Source organism: Pseudomonas sp. CGJS7 (genome assembly GCF_036961695.1).
The window spans coordinates 94,096-112,544 of sequence record NZ_JBAMDI010000015.1; the positions used below are offsets into that span (position 1 = coordinate 94,096).

18 protein-coding genes are annotated in these 18,449 nt (G+C 65.2%); 11 read left to right on the top strand and 7 right to left on the bottom strand.

Annotated features, from left to right (window positions below; all coding sequences use genetic code 11):
- The first annotated feature begins 115 nt into the window (after positions 1-115).
- Genes V7787_RS12090 through V7787_RS12100 form a run of 3 tightly spaced genes read left to right on the top strand, consistent with a single transcriptional unit; the run spans position 116 to position 1,903 of the window.
- Complete coding sequence (locus V7787_RS12090; RefSeq protein WP_336088431.1) at positions 116-484, top strand: hypothetical protein; 369 nt, start codon at positions 116-118, stop codon at positions 482-484.
- Positions 481-1,248 carry a transporter gene (locus V7787_RS12095; protein WP_336088433.1) on the top strand — a complete coding sequence of 256 codons (768 nt, stop codon included), beginning with the start codon at positions 481-483 and terminating at the stop codon, positions 1,246-1,248. Before V7787_RS12090 ends, V7787_RS12095 begins: the two co-directional genes overlap by 4 nt.
- 58 nt (positions 1,249-1,306) lie before the next feature.
- Positions 1,307-1,903 carry a hypothetical protein gene (locus tag V7787_RS12100; protein WP_336088435.1) on the top strand — a complete coding sequence of 199 codons (597 nt, stop codon included), beginning with the start codon at positions 1,307-1,309 and terminating at the stop codon, positions 1,901-1,903.
- Between the two features lie 195 nt (positions 1,904-2,098).
- On the opposite strand, the gene V7787_RS12105 is transcribed toward V7787_RS12100, so the two are convergent.
- The 5 genes from V7787_RS12105 to V7787_RS12125 are packed head-to-tail and all read right to left on the bottom strand — an operon-like array spanning position 2,099 to position 9,512.
- Positions 2,099-2,413, bottom strand: coding sequence for a hypothetical protein (locus tag V7787_RS12105; protein WP_336088436.1), 315 nt, complete (start codon positions 2,411-2,413; stop codon positions 2,099-2,101).
- Positions 2,414-2,451: 38 nt separating this feature from the next.
- Positions 2,452-2,673 (bottom strand): hypothetical protein, encoded by a 222-nt coding sequence (locus tag V7787_RS12110; protein WP_336088437.1) that lies wholly within the window; start codon positions 2,671-2,673, stop codon positions 2,452-2,454.
- A 24-nt stretch (positions 2,674-2,697) separates the two neighbouring features.
- Entirely contained in the window at positions 2,698-3,216 is a 519-nt protein-coding gene (locus V7787_RS12115; protein ID WP_336088439.1) for a hypothetical protein, read from the bottom strand.
- Positions 3,213-4,148 carry an RHS repeat domain-containing protein gene (locus V7787_RS12120; protein ID WP_336088441.1) on the bottom strand — a complete coding sequence of 312 codons (936 nt, stop codon included), beginning with the start codon at positions 4,146-4,148 and terminating at the stop codon, positions 3,213-3,215. The genes V7787_RS12115 and V7787_RS12120 overlap by 4 nt, the downstream gene beginning before the upstream one ends.
- 15 nt (positions 4,149-4,163) lie before the next feature.
- The gene (locus tag V7787_RS12125) at positions 4,164-9,512 is read right to left on the bottom strand and encodes a hypothetical protein (protein ID WP_336088442.1); all 5,349 of its coding nucleotides are present in this window, start codon (positions 9,510-9,512) and stop codon (positions 4,164-4,166) included.
- Between the two features lie 297 nt (positions 9,513-9,809).
- Here V7787_RS12125 and V7787_RS12130 point away from each other — a divergent pair, with 297 nt between their 5' ends.
- A complete protein-coding gene (locus V7787_RS12130) occupies positions 9,810-10,520 on the top strand; it encodes an aspartate/glutamate racemase family protein (RefSeq protein WP_336088474.1) in 711 nt (236 codons plus the stop codon).
- A 79-nt stretch (positions 10,521-10,599) separates the two neighbouring features.
- The gene (locus V7787_RS12135) at positions 10,600-11,190 is read left to right on the top strand and encodes a cytochrome c oxidase assembly factor Coa1 family protein (RefSeq protein ID WP_336088443.1); all 591 of its coding nucleotides are present in this window, start codon (positions 10,600-10,602) and stop codon (positions 11,188-11,190) included.
- Here the strand turns inward: V7787_RS12135 and V7787_RS12140 are convergent.
- On the bottom strand, positions 11,162-11,638 hold the full coding sequence (locus V7787_RS12140) for an Lrp/AsnC family transcriptional regulator (RefSeq protein WP_336088444.1): 477 nt from the start codon (positions 11,636-11,638) through the stop codon (positions 11,162-11,164). The genes V7787_RS12135 and V7787_RS12140 overlap by 29 nt on opposite strands.
- A gap of 136 nt (positions 11,639-11,774) precedes the next feature.
- Between V7787_RS12140 and phhA the strand changes: the two genes are divergently transcribed.
- A complete protein-coding gene (gene phhA, locus V7787_RS12145; protein WP_336088446.1) occupies positions 11,775-12,668 on the top strand; it encodes a phenylalanine 4-monooxygenase in 894 nt (297 codons plus the stop codon).
- 159 nt (positions 12,669-12,827) lie between these two features.
- Here phhA and V7787_RS12150 read toward each other — a convergent pair whose 3' ends face one another.
- Positions 12,828-13,346 (bottom strand): DUF6622 family protein, encoded by a 519-nt coding sequence (locus V7787_RS12150; RefSeq protein WP_336088447.1) that lies wholly within the window; start codon positions 13,344-13,346, stop codon positions 12,828-12,830.
- 435 nt (positions 13,347-13,781) lie between these two features.
- Here V7787_RS12150 and V7787_RS12155 point away from each other — a divergent pair, with 435 nt between their 5' ends.
- From V7787_RS12155 to V7787_RS12175, 5 genes are all read left to right on the top strand, one after another.
- Positions 13,782-14,405, top strand: a complete 624-nt coding sequence (locus V7787_RS12155) for a hypothetical protein (RefSeq protein ID WP_336088448.1) — start codon at positions 13,782-13,784, stop codon at positions 14,403-14,405.
- Positions 14,406-14,474: 69 nt separating this feature from the next.
- Positions 14,475-15,098, top strand: coding sequence for a hypothetical protein (locus V7787_RS12160; protein WP_336088449.1), 624 nt, complete (start codon positions 14,475-14,477; stop codon positions 15,096-15,098).
- On the top strand, positions 15,095-15,568 hold the full coding sequence (locus tag V7787_RS12165) for a hypothetical protein (RefSeq protein ID WP_336088450.1): 474 nt from the start codon (positions 15,095-15,097) through the stop codon (positions 15,566-15,568). Before V7787_RS12160 ends, V7787_RS12165 begins: the two co-directional genes overlap by 4 nt.
- The gene (locus V7787_RS12170) at positions 15,568-16,371 is read left to right on the top strand and encodes a hypothetical protein (RefSeq protein WP_336088451.1); all 804 of its coding nucleotides are present in this window, start codon (positions 15,568-15,570) and stop codon (positions 16,369-16,371) included. Before V7787_RS12165 ends, V7787_RS12170 begins: the two co-directional genes overlap by 1 nt.
- Before the next feature lie 10 nt (positions 16,372-16,381).
- Positions 16,382-18,433, top strand: a complete 2,052-nt coding sequence (locus V7787_RS12175; RefSeq protein WP_336088452.1) for a carboxypeptidase-like regulatory domain-containing protein — start codon at positions 16,382-16,384, stop codon at positions 18,431-18,433.
- The last annotated feature ends 16 nt before the right edge of the window (positions 18,434-18,449 follow it).

The window sequence follows — 18,449 nt, forward strand, 5'->3', positions numbered from 1 at the left end:
CACGGCCCGACACCTCGCGTTACAGTGACGGCGCGCCCACGCAGCGGAAGCACCGGTCGCCCGACCTTTCACGCTGCCTGGCGCACTCTGCCCCATCTCCACTTCGGAGTTCGCCATGCGCCTGTCCGCCCCGCTCGCCCTCGCCCTGCTGCTCGCCGCCGCTCCGCTGGCGCACGCCGGCCCCGCCTGCCACATCGAAGGCCAGGTCGGCGGCCAAGTCATCAACGATTGCACCGAATCGGCCCAGCCGGTGCCGGAAGCGCAACTGAAAGAACAGTGCAACGGCAAAATGCCGGGCCTGGAACAATTCGGCGGCGAAGCCCACGCCAAAATCGTCGCCACCTGCCCGTCCGGCGCCAACGGCGTGTGCGACTCGCCGATGGGCGCCAAGGCCAAGATCCACTACTACAAGCGCAGCGCCGAACAACTGGCGACGATCAAATACTCCTGCGAAATGCAACGCGGCAAGTGGATCGCACAGTGATCGCACGCGCGGCCACCGCGCTGACGCTCGCCGTCGCGGCCGCAAGCGCGTGGCAGCCGGCGCGCGCCGACACGCCCTCCTTCGACCGCCCCGGCATCGCCTTTTCCACCGGCACCCTGCCCAAAGGCGGATTCGCCTGGGAACAAGGCCTGCCCGATTTCGAACGCGACAACGACGGCGGAGCCCGCAGCACCACCTACAGCGCCAACACCACCTTGCGCCTGGGCCTGAGCGACCGGGTCGAAGTGCAACTGGCGACTTCGCCGTTCAACTACCTGCGCGAACGCGACGACGACGGCCGCCGCTCGCGCCACGGCGCGGGCGATACCGGACTGGCGTTGAAGATCGCCCTGCCGTCCGCACACGAGCGCTTCTCCTGGGCGGTACTCGGCGGCGTCACCGCCGCCAGCGGCGACCGCGAATTCAGCAACGGCGCCACCCAGTACTCGCTCGGAACCACGTTGGGCTACGACTTCAACGACGCGCTGTCGGGCTCGCTGTACTTCAACCTCGACCGCAGCGACGGCAGCGACACCTGGAGCTGGTCGCCGAGCCTGAGCTACGCCATCAGCGACCGCGTCGGCGCCTACATCGAAGCCGGCTGGGCCCACGCCGACCACCAGGCCACCACCTCGGTCGCTGGCGTCGGCATCACCTACATGGCGACCGCGCGCATCCAGCTCGACGCATCGCTCGATGCCGGACTGGATCGCGACAGCCCCGACCTGCAAGGCGGCGTCGGCGTGGCGTTCTACTTCGAATAACTGCCGCCGATCGGCTCGATACGCTTAACCCACACATCGAACCCGCACCGAGACGACCATGGACGATCGCAATCTCTACGCACCGCCGGCCAGCCAAGTGGCCGACATCTCCGGCCCCACCGACCGCAGCAACGAGTTCTACATCGTCTCTGCGCGCAAGTTCTACCTGCTGTTCTTCTTCACCTTCTCGCTGTATCAGCTGTACTGGTTCTACGTGCACTGGTCGCGCTACTCGCGAACCCACCGCCTGAATTTGTGGCCGGTGCCGCGCGCGATCTTCTCGCTGTTCTACGCCCACTCGCTGGCCAACCGGATCGACTCATCCCTGCGCACCGGCGACCGCGGATTCGTGTGGACGCCCGCGGTGCCGGCGACGGTGTATGTGATCGCGCAGCTGATCACCAACCTGGCCGACCGCCTGCCTTGGCCCGAGTCCAGCGCCGCTTACCTGGACGCACTCACCCTGGCCCTGATCCTGCCCACCGGCTGGGCGCTGGCAAGCATCCAGCGCGCGGCCAATGCCGCTTGCGGCGACGCGCAGGGGGAGTCGAATCGGCGATTGACTCCGGCCAACTATGTTTGGCTGGCGATTGGGGTGGTGTTGTGGGTGTTGGTGATCTTCGGATTGGCGATGCCGTATTTGCCCGAGGGCTAGGCTCACACGGCCTATGTCACTGTGGCGACCACGGCCTTGTCGCTTTGTTGCATGGGCGTTGCTGAAATCGCCAAACCACAACGATTGGTATTCGCGCGCATTGCGTCGACTGCGTAGCCCAACGACTCCGCGCCTGCGGGCTGCGGAGTCGAGACATAAAGCCGCCTAAGCACTCCAATGCCGCGGCTGGCCCTCTCATTGAGTGCCAATCGAGTCCAAGTAGCTGTGCCCGCTACTCTTCCGGCCACTGCTTTCGCATTGCGCGCGCCACAAGGGAAGGACTTCATCCAATTTTTCGTTTGCATCGTGGTTCGAGCCCGAATAGACGAAAACCCCTTCAAAATTCACCACATCCATTAGATCGGCGATCTCTCCGAATCCTGAGCAGTCAATCGCGACCGAAACGTACTCGCTTACCTCGTCCCCCAAACCATACTTTTCGCGGCGAAAGTAACGACAGTTATTGTCCCACCGTGCCAATCCCTCCGTCTCGCCATCGTAGTAGTCCACTGCAATAACCAGAACACTCGCAGAATGCACCGTCATCGCTATCTCTCAAAGGCACGGTTGAATTTCTTAGCGTCTTCTTTTGTAACAGGTTTCGGCATCTCAATCGTCTTGTGATTCTTATCGGCGCGCGTAGGGGTGTCATGCACCTTGAAGCCTGCGGCTTCAAGCTGTCCGCATGTCTCGCTTGAACACGGCATGTCTGGCTTTGCTGTGCTCCGCGACACGCCATGAATCCCAATGCTCGACGCTTCGGCTTCCATGCGGCAACTCGCAATGTGCTTCCTTTAGGGATCGCTTTGTTTAGGTGGCCTCACCTGATCAGGCTTCAACCCGAGTTTTTTGCCAAAACGATCGAGGAAGTTGGGGTCTTCGATGCCCACTCCAAAGACAACACCTCGTTCCGAATCCACATAAGGACTGTCGTAAGAAATCAGTCTGAAATATCTATCGAATGGAACGAACAAGATGGCCGCATCAGCCTGAAAGACCAGCTCTCCTGAAGCTTCTTTTTTGCCCGCAACAATGTAGTTGCGACCCAGCAATATGGGAGCTGGCCCGCAGATAGTTAACCGAGTATCTTTTGCAACATCGCCTTTAAGCGACTGGCGAATTTGCATCACATAGATCCTGCTTGCCACCTCACCATTGCAGGCGCCCAATCTGGCCTCAGTAATGAGCCCGTAAACTATATCGTCGGAGTCGTCGATCACCGTTTGGAGTGGACGCGTTTCGCCGACGCTTGCGTAACTGTCGGATGAGAAAACGAGGAAGCACATTGCTGCTGCGAGTACCCAGTTGTTCACTGGCTTTGCTCCTTGTCGAAGGCGCTTGGTCCGCTGGACGGAAATCCCAACCGCCGCTGAAAATCATAAGCATCGTCTTCATACGGAGTGCCTGTTCCCATCGGCTCACCTGAATCGCGCTGAAGGTTGTACATCCTTACATTTCCCGGAGTGAAATGATGTATCTCGTGGAGCATCAGGCCTATTTGATGACCGGCCCATAGCTTGGAAAAAGGAGCGGCATTGATCACCATGTCGTAGACGGGAGGCTTGGTTACAAATGCTTTCTCGGTGCCTATTTGATCCACCGACATGTAAACCTTCATGCTATTGAATATCTTTGCATGATCCTGAAGCCTTCTATTCGCTATTTCCTTACCCGCGCGGTTGAGCGCATCTGCGGCCTTTTCCAGGTTCGGGCGCAACTCGGCGGCTTTGGTGGACCCTTCAGGCAACGGGATCGGCAACTGCGCCTTTGCATCGTATGACTGCACGACAGTGATGTCCTTTGCCGTGTAGATCTTGGTCACACAAATACGCGTTCCGGTTGGCGCTTCGCATCTACCATCGGGGTCTACGAATTTGTAGGGATTGTTGTTTGCGTACTTGTATCGGTTGAAGTTCACCCCCGGCGCGCTGTAGGCGCTAACGGGATCGACAGACAAAAATCTGCCGACGCCAGAATCGAAGTATCGCTGCTGCATGTACGATAACCCTGTCACCGCGTCGCTGACATGACTCGTATACCCCGGCCCATCTAGAACCGGTCGATTGGCCTGCGCCCCATACGGCTCGTACTCGGTGCGTTCGATGACGTTCTGATTGGCATCGGTCACCGCGACAGGGCTTCCGAGCGCGTCGGTGTGGATGTACTCGACGACTGTCTGCGCGTTTGCCGCGGAGGCCGCGATGGCGAAGATCGCCACCGTCACGAACTTGGATATCCATTTCATGTGATTGTCCTCCTGTCAGTCCATCGACACTTCGCGAACGGTCGCCGGGAACGGCGGCGTCGACCACGCCGAGCAACCACCCGAGCCACAGGCGCGCACCGCGTAGTTGTAAGCGCAGTACTGACCGCTCGTGTTCGACCGGATCGAAATCACCGCCCCCCGATACAACAGCGTTCCGTTATCCGCGGATTGCAGCTCGTAGTTGGTGGTCTTGGCCGCGCTGGTCCATTGCAGCGTGCAGGTTCTCTTGATCAGCCGGCCTCCGCGTGTGCTGTCGAGGAAATCGGCGAAAGTGACCTTCGGCGTCGCCGGCGGCAAATCCACGGTGATGAACTGTGCATCGCTGTACGGCCCGCAACCGGCGGGATTGCAGCCGCGCACGCGATAACCATAGCGCCCATCGCCGCGGCCGCCGACGGTGGTGCCGCCGCTGCCGTCCTGGTGAATCAGATTCCACGCCGCGCCTTCGCGGCTTTCTTCCAGGTGATAGACCGTAGCCGTGGCCACACCGGTCCAGTTGACCGCGAACGTGCCGGTGTTGCTGCCGGCGGCGACGCTGACCGTAGGTGCGGCGGTCGGCGGGCCGATCACTTGCACGTTGGCTTGCGCCGATGTGGCGCCACAGCCGGCGGCGTTGCAGGCGCGCACGCGGTAGCTGTAGGTGCCGGTGACTCCGCCGCTGATGACACGGCTGGTGGCGTTGGCGTCCTGGATCAATGCCCAGCCGCCGCCTAAGGCGCTTTGTTCCAGTTGATAGCTCGCCGCGCCGCCGATCGCGTTCCAACTGACGGTGAAGCTGCCCGCGTTGCTTTGCGCCGGTGCGCTGATCGTCGGCGCACTGGCGGGCGGGTAGATCACGTTGACGGTGCCCACGGCGGAAACTGGGCCGCAGCCAGCCGGATTGCAGCCCTTGATCCGGTAGGCGAATGCGCCGGACGGTTTGCCGCTGAAAGACCGGCTCAACTGATTGCCGCTGTAGGCAGTAGCCCATGCGCCGTTATTGAAGCTTTCTTCCAGCACATAGTCGGTCGCGCCACCGGCGGCGGACCAGCTGACGCTGTACTGGCCGTTCAAGGCCGTGCCCGGGACGTTCAATCCCGGTGCGGCGCTCGGCGGACGCTGGATCACCACTGTCGCGGTCGCGCTCCAGCCGCCGCAGCCTGCGCTGTTGCAGGCGCGCACGCGGTAGCCGTAGCTGCCGTCGGTCTTGCCCGAGATGGCGCGGCTGCGTTCGCTGCCGCTGTAGGCGCTCTGCCAGGCGCCGCCGTTGGCCTGCTCTTGCAGCTCGTAGCTGCCGGCGGTGGTGGTCGCCGTCCATTGAACGGTGAAGCTGCTTTGCGAGACGAAGTTGGGGGCGCTCAACACCGGCACGTCGGGGGCGATCGGTGTGGTAGCGCGGGCGACCAGGCTGCCGTTCAACTGGATGTAGGCGATGTCTTTCTCTTTGCGGTAGTCGCGCTGGTAACGCAGCACGCCGTCCTGGCCGTACATCGAGACGATGTTGCCCAAGGTCGGGCTGGTCGAGAGCACGCGCCGGCCGTGGCCGTCGTAGCGGTAGGTTTCCTTGCCCACCGCCGTGCGCAGGCGGTTGCCGAAATCGAACTGGAATTGCTGGCCGTTCTTGTTGTCCAGGTTGCCCTGGACGTCGTAACCCAGGCCGATCACCGATTGCCCGGTTCCGGTCAACTGCACGTTGGTCAGGCGATTGGAACCGTCATAGACGTAGGTGTGATCGCGTCCGGCCACCTTGACCGTACGCAGGTTGTCGAGCACGTCGTAGCTGTAGCTGGCGTTGCCGAACATCGCCGAGGCGGCGGCGGTCAGGCGGTCGACGCCGTCGTAGACCATGCTTCGGTTGCCGCGCGCGCCGGGCAGGCCGTCGCTGATCGCGGCGACGTTGCCGTTGGCGTCGTAGTCGTAGCTGTCGTCGTGGACCACGGCGTTGCCGGCGTCGCGGCTGCGTTCGGCCAGACCGCGCAGGTTCTGCTGCAAGGTGTGGACGATGCCGTTGCCGTAGGTGAAGCGCGACATGCCGCCGTTGGGGAAGTAGCTCACGCCGGTGGCGTAGGTGCCGGCTTGGCGCGGTTGACCCAGGGCGTTGGCGGCGTAGGCCACGGCTTGTCCGTTGGGATAGCTGTGGGCGTCGAGGTTTCCGTCGTTGGTGTAGCTCGAGCCAATCGCCCAGTCGATGCCGTCGAACTGCAGGCGTTCGCGGGTCAGCAGGCGGCGTTTGTTGTATTCGTAGGTGTTGACGACGGTGGCGCTGCCGCTGATGTTGTCGGTGACGATCTGCTTGAGCTGGCCGTCGGGGTAGTAGTACCAGCTCTGGTTGCCGCGCCCGTCCGGGAAGTTCAGGGTTTTGACGCGGTTGCGGCTGTCGTAGCCGCGCACGGCCGCGCGCCCTGATGCGACGGCTTGGCTGCGATTGCAGTCGTTCGTCGCCGGCGCCGCCACGCCGGAGGCCGACCAAGCGACATTGCTGGCAGCGTCGTAGTCGACGATGGTCGCGCCGGTTTCCGGTTCGATCGATTTGCACAGGCGGTTGCGGTCGTCGTAAACGTACTGGCGCCAGGCTTGAACGCTGCCATCGGCATTGCGTCGGCGCAGAGCCTGCAACGAGCCGAATACGTCGCGATACAGCTCGGTGAACATGGCCTCGGGGTGATTGATGCCGACGGCCAGGTCGTAACCGGGCTGATCGTAGGCTTGGAATGAGGTCACCGTGGTTTGCAAGCGCGGATTGGTCACCCGGGTCATCAGCTGCGGCAGGTATTCGGTGCGGGTGATCAACTGGCCGAGTTCGCTGTCCTGCTTGACCAGCGTGGTGCGGCCGAGGGTGTCGTACTCGGTGTACGTGCCTTGGGTCGGCGCGACGGTGGTGGCGCCCGGGTAGCTGGCGAACACCGGCCGGTTTTGGTCGTCATAGCGCGCCGCGGTGGTGCGCAAGGTACCGGCCAGATCGCTGCTGTCCCATTCGTGGGTCAGCACCGGCCGCCACAGCGCGTCCAGGAACACGTTTTTGCTTCGGTTGCCGGTGACCGTGCTTTGCAGCCAGTGGCCGGGCGCCAAGCCGTGCTCGTCGATGTCGCGGCGGGTGAAGCTCATGGTGGTCGCCGACCACGCGTTGGTGTCGCCGCCGGGGTAGGAAATCGTTTGTAACCGGCCGGCCGCGTCGTAGGCGTAGGACGTCGTGAACGTGTTCTCGTCGGTCACCGAAGTGATCCAGCCGTTGTCGTCCACCACCGCCGATTCGCCGGTTTGATCGGGATAGCCGATGGATTGCGGCAAACCGCGCTTCCAGTTGTTCAGCGAGATCGCGTTGTTGCGCCCGTCGGTCACGCTCGCCAAGGTGCCGTCGGCGTGGTAGCCGTAGCTTTCGACCAGGCGGCCGAACGAGAAGCGCTGCACCGGTTGCGCTTTGTCGTTGTAGACGGTTTCCGAAACCACCCGGCCGGTGTCGGTGTTGGTTTCTTTCTTGGACTGACCGAGCACCCACAGTGCCAGATCGTCGTGGTACTCGCTGGTGTCGCTGCGGCTGCGGTCGCTGAGCGTGCCCACGGCCCACTTGCGAATGTTGAGCGGGCGCGCCTGGGCGTCGAAACTGTTGTAGCTGCGATTGAACGTCGCGCTGTCCTGGGAGGTGACCACCAGCTTCAGCGGCCGATTGGAGTTGGGCAGGCGATCGGCGTAATCGTCGCCGCTGGAGCCCATCCACGCCGGGAACGGCTGATTGGCGGCTTCGGCCTCGGAGATGTACTCGTTCTGCACGGTTTTGTAGACCGTGCCGTTCTTGCGCGTCTCTACCCGGAACAGTTGGCCTTCGTTGATGTCGCGGTCGCGGCCGAAGGTGTGGACATTCTGGGTGCCGTCCGGTTCGGTCACCGTGACGATCTTGTAGTTCGGCGCCGGCGGAGCGTACTGAGCGTTCCAGCCCGGGCCGATGTCCCAGCGCGATTCGTCTTGGGTCTGATAGCCCTCGCCCCGGCCGTCGTACGCATAGGCATAGGTCTGGGCCGGAACGTTGGGGCCGGAGATGCGCTTCTCGATCAGCGACCAGGTGTCGTGATAGGTCGAATAGAAGTTGCGTTGGCTGTTGCCTTCGTCCGCTCCGGTCATGCACAGATAGGGAACGTTCGTACGGCCGTGCCGCATGGGCTTGAACAGATACTCGCCGATCGCGCCCGATGGATGGGTGATCCTTACGCTGTATCGGGTGTCGGCGAGGATGGAGCCGGGCGAGCAAGGAACCTTCTGATCCTGATAGGTTTGGTTGTTCCTGGGATCTCGCAAGTATTCGGCAACGGACAGTCGGTACGGCGTGGTCTCGCCAAAAGGTGTCGGCTGACCGATGCCCTCGAACTTCCATTGGGTCCCATCGGGGTTCTGGACGTTTCCGCCAGTGGCCGATTGATCGGTGAAGGTCCAGGTGCGGTTGTTGGCGGTGGCCGACAGGATTTCGGCATGGTAGTTGCCTTCGAACAAATCCGTCCGCGGCGCCGTGTACGCCATCGTGATCTGGCGACCGTCGTTGGCGTAGATCCGCTTGGGATAGTCGTGCTCCCATTCGTACTTGACCCAGTTGCCGTAGCGGTCCTCGATCTTGCTGACGTAGAGCTTGAGCTTGTAGCGCTGCATCAGCGCGTTGGCGACGTTGTAGCCCCAGGGATGGGAGATGGTGGAGTAGCGCCGGTACACCAGCCAATCGAAGGTGTACTTGGTGCCGTCGGGCGCGTACCCGATCAGCCCCTTGCCCGGCCCGTTCTGCACGCTGGGCAGCTCGGAGAAGAACCAGCCGTCCTTGGTGGCATAGGTGTAGGTGACCGAGTTGTTTGGCTTGACCCGCTTGGGATCGACCGGAATCTTGAGCAGGTCGCCACCGCCGCCGCCGTTGATGGTCAGCCGATTGCCGTTCCAGAACATCGAACGGTTGAAGTTGACGTAGCCATTGCTGACCTGATGCGGCGGCTCGGGCTGCCAACCGGCGGTCTTGGAATCCTCGGCGGCGTGGGTCGCGCTGACATGCGGGATATCCAGATCCCAATAGCCGTTGAGGTGGCCTTGGGTGATGTCGTGCGGGTCGAAGAAAATGCCTAGTGCTACCGGCAATCCACTGTTGCCCGGTATCGAAATCAAATCGTGACTAAAGCGCACGGTGCCGTTGAACAAGTTGACCTTGTCGCCGAACGCCTCATCGCCCAGGGGCGAAACGTTCTCGGTCGAACGCACGCGCTTGGCGTATTCGTTGGGCCAGTCCGTGCCTTGTGCGCTGGCGTCGCCCAAGGCCACGCACAATGCGATGAAAGCGAACCACGCCAATACGACTCGCAGCGCGCCGCGACCGTTCTGCGAAACAGAAGATTCCATGCGTCCGTCCCTGTGACTCGGCCATTGCGGCCGAAACTGACTTCCCGGGCCCTGATTGCCCGCCCCGTTTCGCGATACTCGCTGCCCGGAGAATGAGATGCAACTCCCTAATTGAGCACTACGCAAGTCGCATTACTGCCGAGCACGCCAGTTGCACGAGGACTGTCGAGTTTCCGTGCCGGCGCTAGATCAAGAGCAACTCCGTTTTTCCACCCATCGCTGCGCGAGCGCATCCTTTGACTGTGGTCGGGGGCCCGATACGGCCATGGCTATACTCGAAACATGACCCCAACCCCCATGAAAACCCTCGGCCTGCTAGGCGGCATGAGCTGGGAATCCACCCTGCCCTACTACCGCCTCATCAACGAAACCGTGCGCGAGCGCCTCGGCGGTCTGCATTCGGCGAAGTTGCTGCTCTACAGCGTGGACTTCGCCGAGGTCGAGCGCTTGCAGCATGCCGGCGACTGGGACGCGGCCGGGGCCTTGCTCGGGCGCGCGGCGACTTCGTTGCGCGATGGCGGCGCGCAGGTGTTGGTGATCTGCACCAACACCATGCACAAGGTCGCCGATGCGGTCGAGGCGGCGTCGCGGTTGCCGCTGCTGCACATCGCCGATCCGACCGGCGCGGCGATCCGCGCGGCGGGCTTGCAGCGGGTCGGGCTGCTCGGCACGCGTTTCACCATGGAGCAGGAGTTCTATCGGCAACGCTTGATCGAGCGTCACGGACTGGAGGTGCTGGTGCCGGAAGCGTCCGAGCGCGAGATCGTGCATCGGGTGATCTATGAGGAGCTGTGCCTGGGCCAGATCCGCGAAGAGTCGCGGCAGGCGTATCGGCGGATCATCGCCGGCCTGGTCGCACGCGGTGCGCAGGGCGTGATCCTGGGCTGCACCGAGATCGGTCTGTTGATCGGGCCGGACGATGTGGCGACGCCGTTGTTCGACACCACCGCCTTGCATGCGCGGGCGGCGGCGCTGGTTTGCGTCGGCGATGCCGAAGCGCCGGGTTGACGCGCCGGCGACGCCACGGTGGCGTCGCGGGCGCGCTGCAGCCACACTGCGCGCCTGACTCGCGCAAACGGAGCCTGCGATGAACGACCGCCCCAATCCCGGCTGGTTCGGCCGTAACTGGAAATGGTTCGTGCCCACCGGCTGCCTGACGCTGCTGCTGTTGGGCGCGCTGTTGGTGGCGCTTCTGGTCGGGCTCGGCCTGAAGGGCATGTCCGGGCTGTTCGCCGGTTCCGAACCGGTCAAGCATTCGATCCAGTTGGCCGAGGCCGATCCGGGCGTGGTCGCGGCCCTGGGCAAGCCGCTCAAGGCCGGGATGATGATTCAAGGCAGCATGCAGACCCACAACGACGACGGCAGCGCCGATCTGTCGTTGCCGGTCACCGGGCCCAAGGGCAGCGGCAAGCTGTATCTGAAGGCCGAACGTTCGGCCGGGCGCTGGACGTATTCGCTGATCGAAATCGCCGTGGACGGCAGCGATCAGCGCTTCGATCTGCTCGGCCGAGGCGGCGCCGCGCCGCGCGATCGCGAAATCGCGCCGCCGGATATCGATCGGCCGCCGTCGGATGCCGAGCCGCAACACGATTCGGAGCCTGCCGACCCGGAGCAAGCCGATCCGGAGCAGGAACAATCCGGCCCGAAGGTCAACGCGGTGGCAATGGCAGCCCCTTGAAGGCTTTGACCGTGCGCAGCACCAGACTGGAATTGATGTCGGCGCCGCCGGCCTGATTGAGCAGGCGGTCGAGCAGGAAGCGCGAGAGGTGCTCCAGGTCGCGCACCACGATCTGCAGCAGGTAGTCCATGTCGCCGGTGAGCGCGTAGCAGGCGACCACCTCGTCCCAGGTCTCGACGAACTCGGCGAAGGCGCCGACCGCTTCGCTGTCGTGGCGGCCCAGGCGCACCCGCACGAACGCCTGCAGGCCCAGGCCCAGGCGCGCGGCGTCGACTTCGGCGTGGTAGCCGGAGATCACGCCCTCGCGTTCCAGCCGCTGGACCCGGCGCAGGCAGGCCGAGGCCGACAGATGCACGCGCTCGGCCAGCTCGGCGTTGGTCAGGCGGCCGTCGCGCTGCAATTCGGCCAGCAGGACGATGTCGGTGCGGTCCAGTTCGATGGTGGCCATTTTCAGCGCCCTACCCCTTTATGACGCAATAATGTTGCGCCAAACTGGGCTGGGTGCGCAACAACGCAAGCTAATTGCGCCGTAACGCGATTAGAGTCGTGTGATCCCCTCCCCTCGTGGTCTGGAGCGTCACGGCATGAATACCGCCACCCCGCAGCGCGTCGAACATCAGCTCACCGACAAGGGCTACGTGCCGGTCTATACGACCGCGGTGATCGAGCAGCCGTGGGCGTCGTATTCGGCCGCCGACCATGCGGTGTGGGCGCAGTTGTTCGAGCGCCAGCAGCAGGTGTTGGTCGGCCGCGCCAGCGATGAGTTCATCCTCGCCCAGCGCGCGATGAAGATGAGCCCCGACGCGATTCCCAAGTTCGACGATCTCAACCGGGTGCTGCGCGCGCACACCGGCTGGGAGTTGATCGGCGTGCAGGGCCTGCTGCCGGAGTTGGACTTTTTCGATCACCTGGCCAACCGCCGCTTCCCGGTGACCTGGTGGATCCGCACGCCCGAGCAGATCGACTACCTGTCCGAACCGGATCTGTTCCACGACTTGTTCGGTCACGTGCCGCTGCTGATGAATCCGGTGTTCGCCGATTACATGCAGGCCTACGGCCGCGGCGGCGTCAAGGCGCACGGCATCAATCCCGATGCGCTGGTGCATCTGACCCGGTTGTACTGGTACACGGTCGAGTTCGGCTTGATCAAGCAGGCCGACGGTTTGCGCATCTACGGCAGCGGCATCGTCTCGTCCAAGAGCGAATCGATCTACAGCCTGGAATCCAGCGCGCCCAACCGGTTCGGCTTCGATCTGGAACGGGTGATGCGCACGCGCTACCGCATCGACACGTTCCAGAAGACCTACTTCGTGATCGACAGCTTCGAGCAGTTGATGCGCGCGACCGAGCCGGATTTCACCCCGATCTATGAGCGCCTGGCGCATCAGGATTCGATTCCGGCCGGCGAGGTGCTGGCGGGCGATACGGTCTACAACCGCGGCACCGGCGAGGGTTGGTTGCTCGACGGCGACGTTTGATCGCGCCGAGCGCACCACCGTGGCCGCATGGCCTAGCTGTAGGAGCGGCGCAAGCCGCGACCGCGTGGGTTCGGCTACCTCGAAACTTGCGCAATCGTTGCGGGTTCGCGGTCGCAGCTTGCGCAGCTCCTGCAGGCAGTCAGCCGAAAGTCGCCGGGTTCACGCCGCCGCCGCGAGCAAATCGGTCTGCGGCGCGCGCCGCTGCGCCAGTACGAAGCGGATCGTCCAGCCGATGAAGAAGCCGGCGCTGATGCCGGAGACGTAGATGTCGTTGGTCATCGCGCCGTTGCGCAGTTGCGGGCTGGCCGCGGCGATCGCCTGAAACACGTAGTGGCCGAGGAAGATCGCCAGCATCCGCAGCATCGGCAGCACGCTGCCGGGCTGGCGGACCAGGCCGTTGCGGTGATCAAAACTCAAGCTGGCAGGCGACAGCGACCACGCGCCCAGGCCGACGCCGATCAGCGCGCCGGCGAACCAATGGCCCAAGACCGCGGCCGCGCCGCCGTCGTGAGTGAACAAGCCGGCCAGTCCCCAGGCGATGAAGATCGCCGGCACCGCCCACACCCGCGCGATCGAGGTGGTGCGCGGGCGCAGGCGTTGCGCACCGAGCCAGATCAACAGGGCGAGCAGGGCATAAACCCAGATCGGCGTGTGGGTGAGCAGGGCGGAGAGGGGCATGACGGGCCTCGGGCGCTGGAACGACGAAGGAAGGGTCGGGCGCCGCCGTGGGCTTCGATCGGAAGGTCGCGGGCGGCAGCGTTGCGGTGCCCATGCTCGGCCGCGGCGCGGCGTCGGCGCAGTCCCGGCGGTCATCGATCCGACCTGCCGGAAGTCATCGCGGGGGGAGGGTCGGGGTTCGCCCAGCTGAAGGGTTAAGGCTTCCGCCCCGGCGCGTCACATGCTTTCGATACCACCTGACCAAACACGACGCTTCCCGCCCCGGCGCGGTGCACGTAATCCGGATCGGACACCGGTCACATTTTCAAAGCAATTCATCACGTCCCCGTAACAAATCACAATGCGACATAAATCACGGTTATGGCACAGATTTTGCTTCGTTTGGCCGGAGCTCCGGATTCCCCGGCAGCCCCTTCTGTGGAACCCCAACCCATCATGCGCAAGCTCACGAAAGCCCTTCTGGCCGTTTCGCTGCTGGCCAGCGTGCCCCTGATCGCCCAGGCCGAGTCGCAGTTCACCACCGGCAGCACCACCCCCATCACCGCCACCGCGCGCCTGGACTTCCAGATCACCGTGCCGAAGATCCTGTTCCTGCGCGTCGGCGCGGGCACCGACTTCGGCACCAGCGCGACCATCAACCAGATCGCCTTCGCGGTTCCGGCCGCGCAGATCGGCAACGGCACCGCCGTCGACGCCACCGCCGCTTCGGGCGATCAGGGCAACGGCGCGGTCACCGCCAAGCTGGTCGGCAACAACGGCAACATCAGCTTCTCCTCGACCACGCTGGGCGCGCTCGGCAACGGTTCGGGCGACACGATTTCCTACGGCCAGATCAACGTGACCTCCGATCCGGGCGCGCTGCCGACCAAGTTGCTGCACCCCGCGCTGGCCGACGGCGCCACCACCACGCTCGCGGTCGCTCCGACCTCCGGCAAGGTGGTCAACTCCGATGCGAAGTGGACCTACAAGTACAACAACACCGCGCTGGTCGCCCCGGGCACCTACGGCGGCGTGAACGCCAACAACAGCCGCGTCACCTACACCGCGTCGATGCCGTAAGCGGCACTGCACGCGCGTCCCGCGCCGTCGCCATTCGGGCGACGGCGCGTTTTCTCCCCGAGGTCCGTGATGACCGCACTTTCCCGCGGCTGCACGCTGTTGCTGCTGGTTTCGGCGTACAGCCAGACGGCCGGCGCGTTCACCGCCACGATCAACCCCGGCACCCGCGCGGTCTATCTGCGCGTGGGCAACGGCGTGTTCACCGGCAACTACAGCCAAGGCGGCACGCCGGGTTCGGGCGGCACGCTCAACGTGGTGTCGGTGACGGTGCCGGCCGCGGCGCTGGGCAACGGCACCGACCAGACCATGACCACCAACGCCAACCAGCCCAACAGCAACTACGACGGCTTCGCGTTCTGCAACGTGCCGGCGCAGATTTACGTGGGCGGGTTCTATCGCCGCCCCGGCACCACCGGCACCGCGACCTTGAGCGCGACCGCGCCGACCGGGCTGACCAATGCGCAGGGCGAGACGATCGCGTTCTCGCAGATCAAGTGGACCAGCAGCGGCAACAACGAAACCGGCGCGCAGCCGATTCCGGCCGGGCAGTTCACCGGCGGCAGCCAGACCTTGGCCAGCTTCCCGGTCAACACCTGGCGCGAAAGCTGCCACAGCTTCAGTTACTCCAACGATGCCTTGGTCGCCGCCGGTGTCTACAACGGGCGGGTGACTTACACCTTGAGCGCGCCATGAGCCGCGCTCGGTACATCCGCAGCGCCGTCGCGCTGGCGCTGCTGGCCGCCGCGTTCGCAGCGCCCGCGGCGACCCATCGCGTCGACGACACCGGCAGCGTGGTGTTGGCGCCGAACGTGCAGATGCGCTGGGATTCGCCGTTGCCCGGCGGCGGCGCCGGCAGCGGAGTGACCGGCGTGCTGGACGTCGCGCTGCGCTTGAACGTCGCCGCCTGGCGCGGCCGCGTCGGCCGCATCTACATGAGCTTGCCGGCCTCGCCGTCGGGTTCGCTCAACGTCGCCTGGACCGCGCAGGGCCGTTTGTTGTCGGGCCAGTTGCGCGCGGGCGAGCGCGGCCTGGTCTACAGCGGGTTGATTCCCGACGCCGCGTTGGAAGACCGCCTGCGCCTGACCCTGCACACCGACGGCCAGCGCCTGCAGCGCGCGGAAACCTTGAACTTCACCTTCGAAATCGACCTGGACGAATCCTGATGCCTCGCTCGCTTACCGCCGCCCGCGTGCGCGGCGTCGTGTTGTTCGCGCTGTGCGCGCTGGCGCCGGCTTGCGTGTTCGCGCAGGGATTTTCCGCGCTGGTCTCGCCGCCGCGGTTCGAAGACCGGGTCCGCCCGGGCACGGTGTACCGCAACGTGGTGGAGATCACCAACGTCTCCGGCGCAGCCGCGCGCTACACGCTCAAGACCGCCGACTGGCATCTGGATGCGCAGGGCACGGCGGTGTTCGACGATGCGCTGGCGCCGGGCAGCTGCCGGCCGTGGGTGGGGCTGGAAGCCGCGCAGATCCAGGTGGCGGCCAACGGCAAGCGCCGTTATCGCTTCGAAGTGGCGGTGCCGGCCGATGCGCCGGTCGGCGAATGCCGCTTCGCGATCTTGCTGGAAGGCGAGCCGGAAAGCGTCGGCGGGGCGATGGCGCTGCCGGTGTCAGGACGCATCGGGATCATCCTGTACCTCGGCGTCGGCGATGCCGCCGCGCAACTGCGTCTGCTCGGCACCAGCGTCGGCGCGAACAAGCTGCCGCTGCTGCAAGTACGCAATGAGGGCAATGCGCACAGCCGCCTGGAAGGATTGATCGACGGCACCGACGGCAACGGCCGCAAGCTCAGCTTCATGCCCGACAGCGTGCCGCTGATGCCGGGCGAAACCCGCATGGTCGCGCTGAATCCGCAAGCCGACGACGCCAACTCCGCGGCGCCGACGCTCGTGTATCCGTTGCAGCTCAAGGGCGCGCTGGATTGGGACAAGCAGCGCTTGCCGATCGACGCCCGGCTGACTCCGTGAGCGCGAAGCTTTGAGTCCGCCGCGAACCTTCGTCCGCCACAGGCTCGCCGCCTGCCTAGCCGTCGCGCTCGCGGCGGTTGGCGCGTGCGCGCACGCCGGCGAAAGCGCGGCGAGCGATGCGGGCGCCAGCGCCAGCGCGGGCGAGGGCAGGGCGGTCGCCCCCGGCGAGTACCGCGACCGCATCATCGCCGCGCAATCGCTGGCGCCGTTGCCGCCGGACGAAGACGAAGACCGCGACAGCAGCGGCCTGCCGCGCTCGCTGCGGCTGCAACTGGATCTGGCCCGCAACGAACAAGGCCAGCAACGCTACGACGAACAAGGCCTGTCGGCCGGCGGCTATTGGGAAACCGCCGACTGGGGCAGTTGGTCGCTGGATGCGACCGTGTTCCACAGCGACCGCGAGCGCGACAACGGCCGCGGCGGCTCGGGCGGGGCGGCGACGCTGTGGCAACGCGGCCTGTTCCTCGACGGCGGCTGGCGCGTCGACAACGGCCTGGGCGCGATCAACACCCCATCGCTGGATCTGCAGCGCAATCAATACCGCTTCTTCCTGCCCACGGTTTCGCTGGCCGGCCTGAGCACGCAGTGGCATCGCGACGCCGACGGTCTGAGCGTGTACGGCGCCTACGGCCGCGCCGGCGTGTACCGCGGCACCCGCGTGGTCGGTTTCGATCTCGCCGACGGCCAGGTCGGTGCGCTCGGCGCGCAATGGCGGCCGGCGCCGGGCTGGACCGCGTCGGCCTCGCTGCTGAGCACCGACGGCCGGATCGTGCCCGACGCGCTCGGCCAACCCGACCTCGCCGGCGGTTCCAGCCAGGCCGTGCATTGGGCCGCGGCCTGGGGTTCGGCGCGCGACTCGGTGCAGATCAACCTGCTCAACAGCCGCGGCCCCGATCCCAGCGCGCTCGATCCCGGCGCGGTGCGCCGCGACGCCAGCGGCGGCTGGATCGACGCCAGCGCCAAACGCGGGCGCTTGCGTCATCAGTACGGCGTGTTCTCGCTCGATCCGGGGCTGGTCTGGGGCGCGTTGCCGATCAATCGCGACGTGCGCGGCGGCTACTACCGCATCGGTTATCAATACGGGCGCTGGATCTGGAACGCCGGCGTCGACGACATCCGTTCGATCAGCGGCGAAGGCTTCGACGGCCAGTACGCGACCGCGTTCGCGCGCTACCAGGCCAGCAGCGCGCTCGGTTACGGCGCCAGCGCCAGCCTGCGTCACGTCGACGGCAGCGACAGTTACGCGGTGCAAGGCTTTCTCGACCGACGCAGCGATTGGGGCCTGACCCGATTGCAGTTGGACCGCGCTGACGGCGGCGGCAGCGGCGCGAGCTGGCAGGCCAGCATCGATCAAGCCTTGCCGCTGCGCGAAGGCCGGCGTCTGTCGGTGTCGCTGGGTTACGGCGAATTGCATTACGAAGACCAGGGCAGCACCCGCGGCACCACGCTGTCGGTCTACGGCGGCATCGAACTGGGCCAACGCTGGTCGCTCGACGGCAACGCGCGCTGGACCCGCGGCGACGGTCCGTCGGCGCTGCGCGGGGTGGACCTCAACGTCGGTTTGAACTGGCGGATCGCGCCGGGCTGGGGCTTGAGCGCGGCGCTGTACCAAAGCCGCGGCTCGCAGCGCTCGCCGTTCGCATTGGATCCGCTGGCGTTGGATTCGCCGTTCCAGAACCTGCCGCGGCAACGCTCGGGCTTTTTGACCTTGCGCTACGACTACAGCGCCGGGCGCGCGCTGCCGGTGATCGGCGGCGCACCGGGCGCGGCGACCGGCGACATCGCCGGCTCGATCTTCCTCGACGACAACGGCGACGGCGTGCGCGCCGCCTCCGAACTGGCCGCGGCCAACATCACCGTGGTGCTGGACGGGCGCTACTCGGTGCGCACCGACAGCAACGGCCAATTCGCGTTCGAACGCGTCTCGGTCGGCGCGCACCGGGTGCAGGCGATCGCCGACAACCTGCCGCTGCCGTGGTCGCTGGAGGAGGGCGCGGTGCCGGTGACGGTGGAGGTGCGCGATACGCGGCGGGTGGATATCGGGGCGACGCGGGCGCGTTGAGGGTTCGCGACAGAAA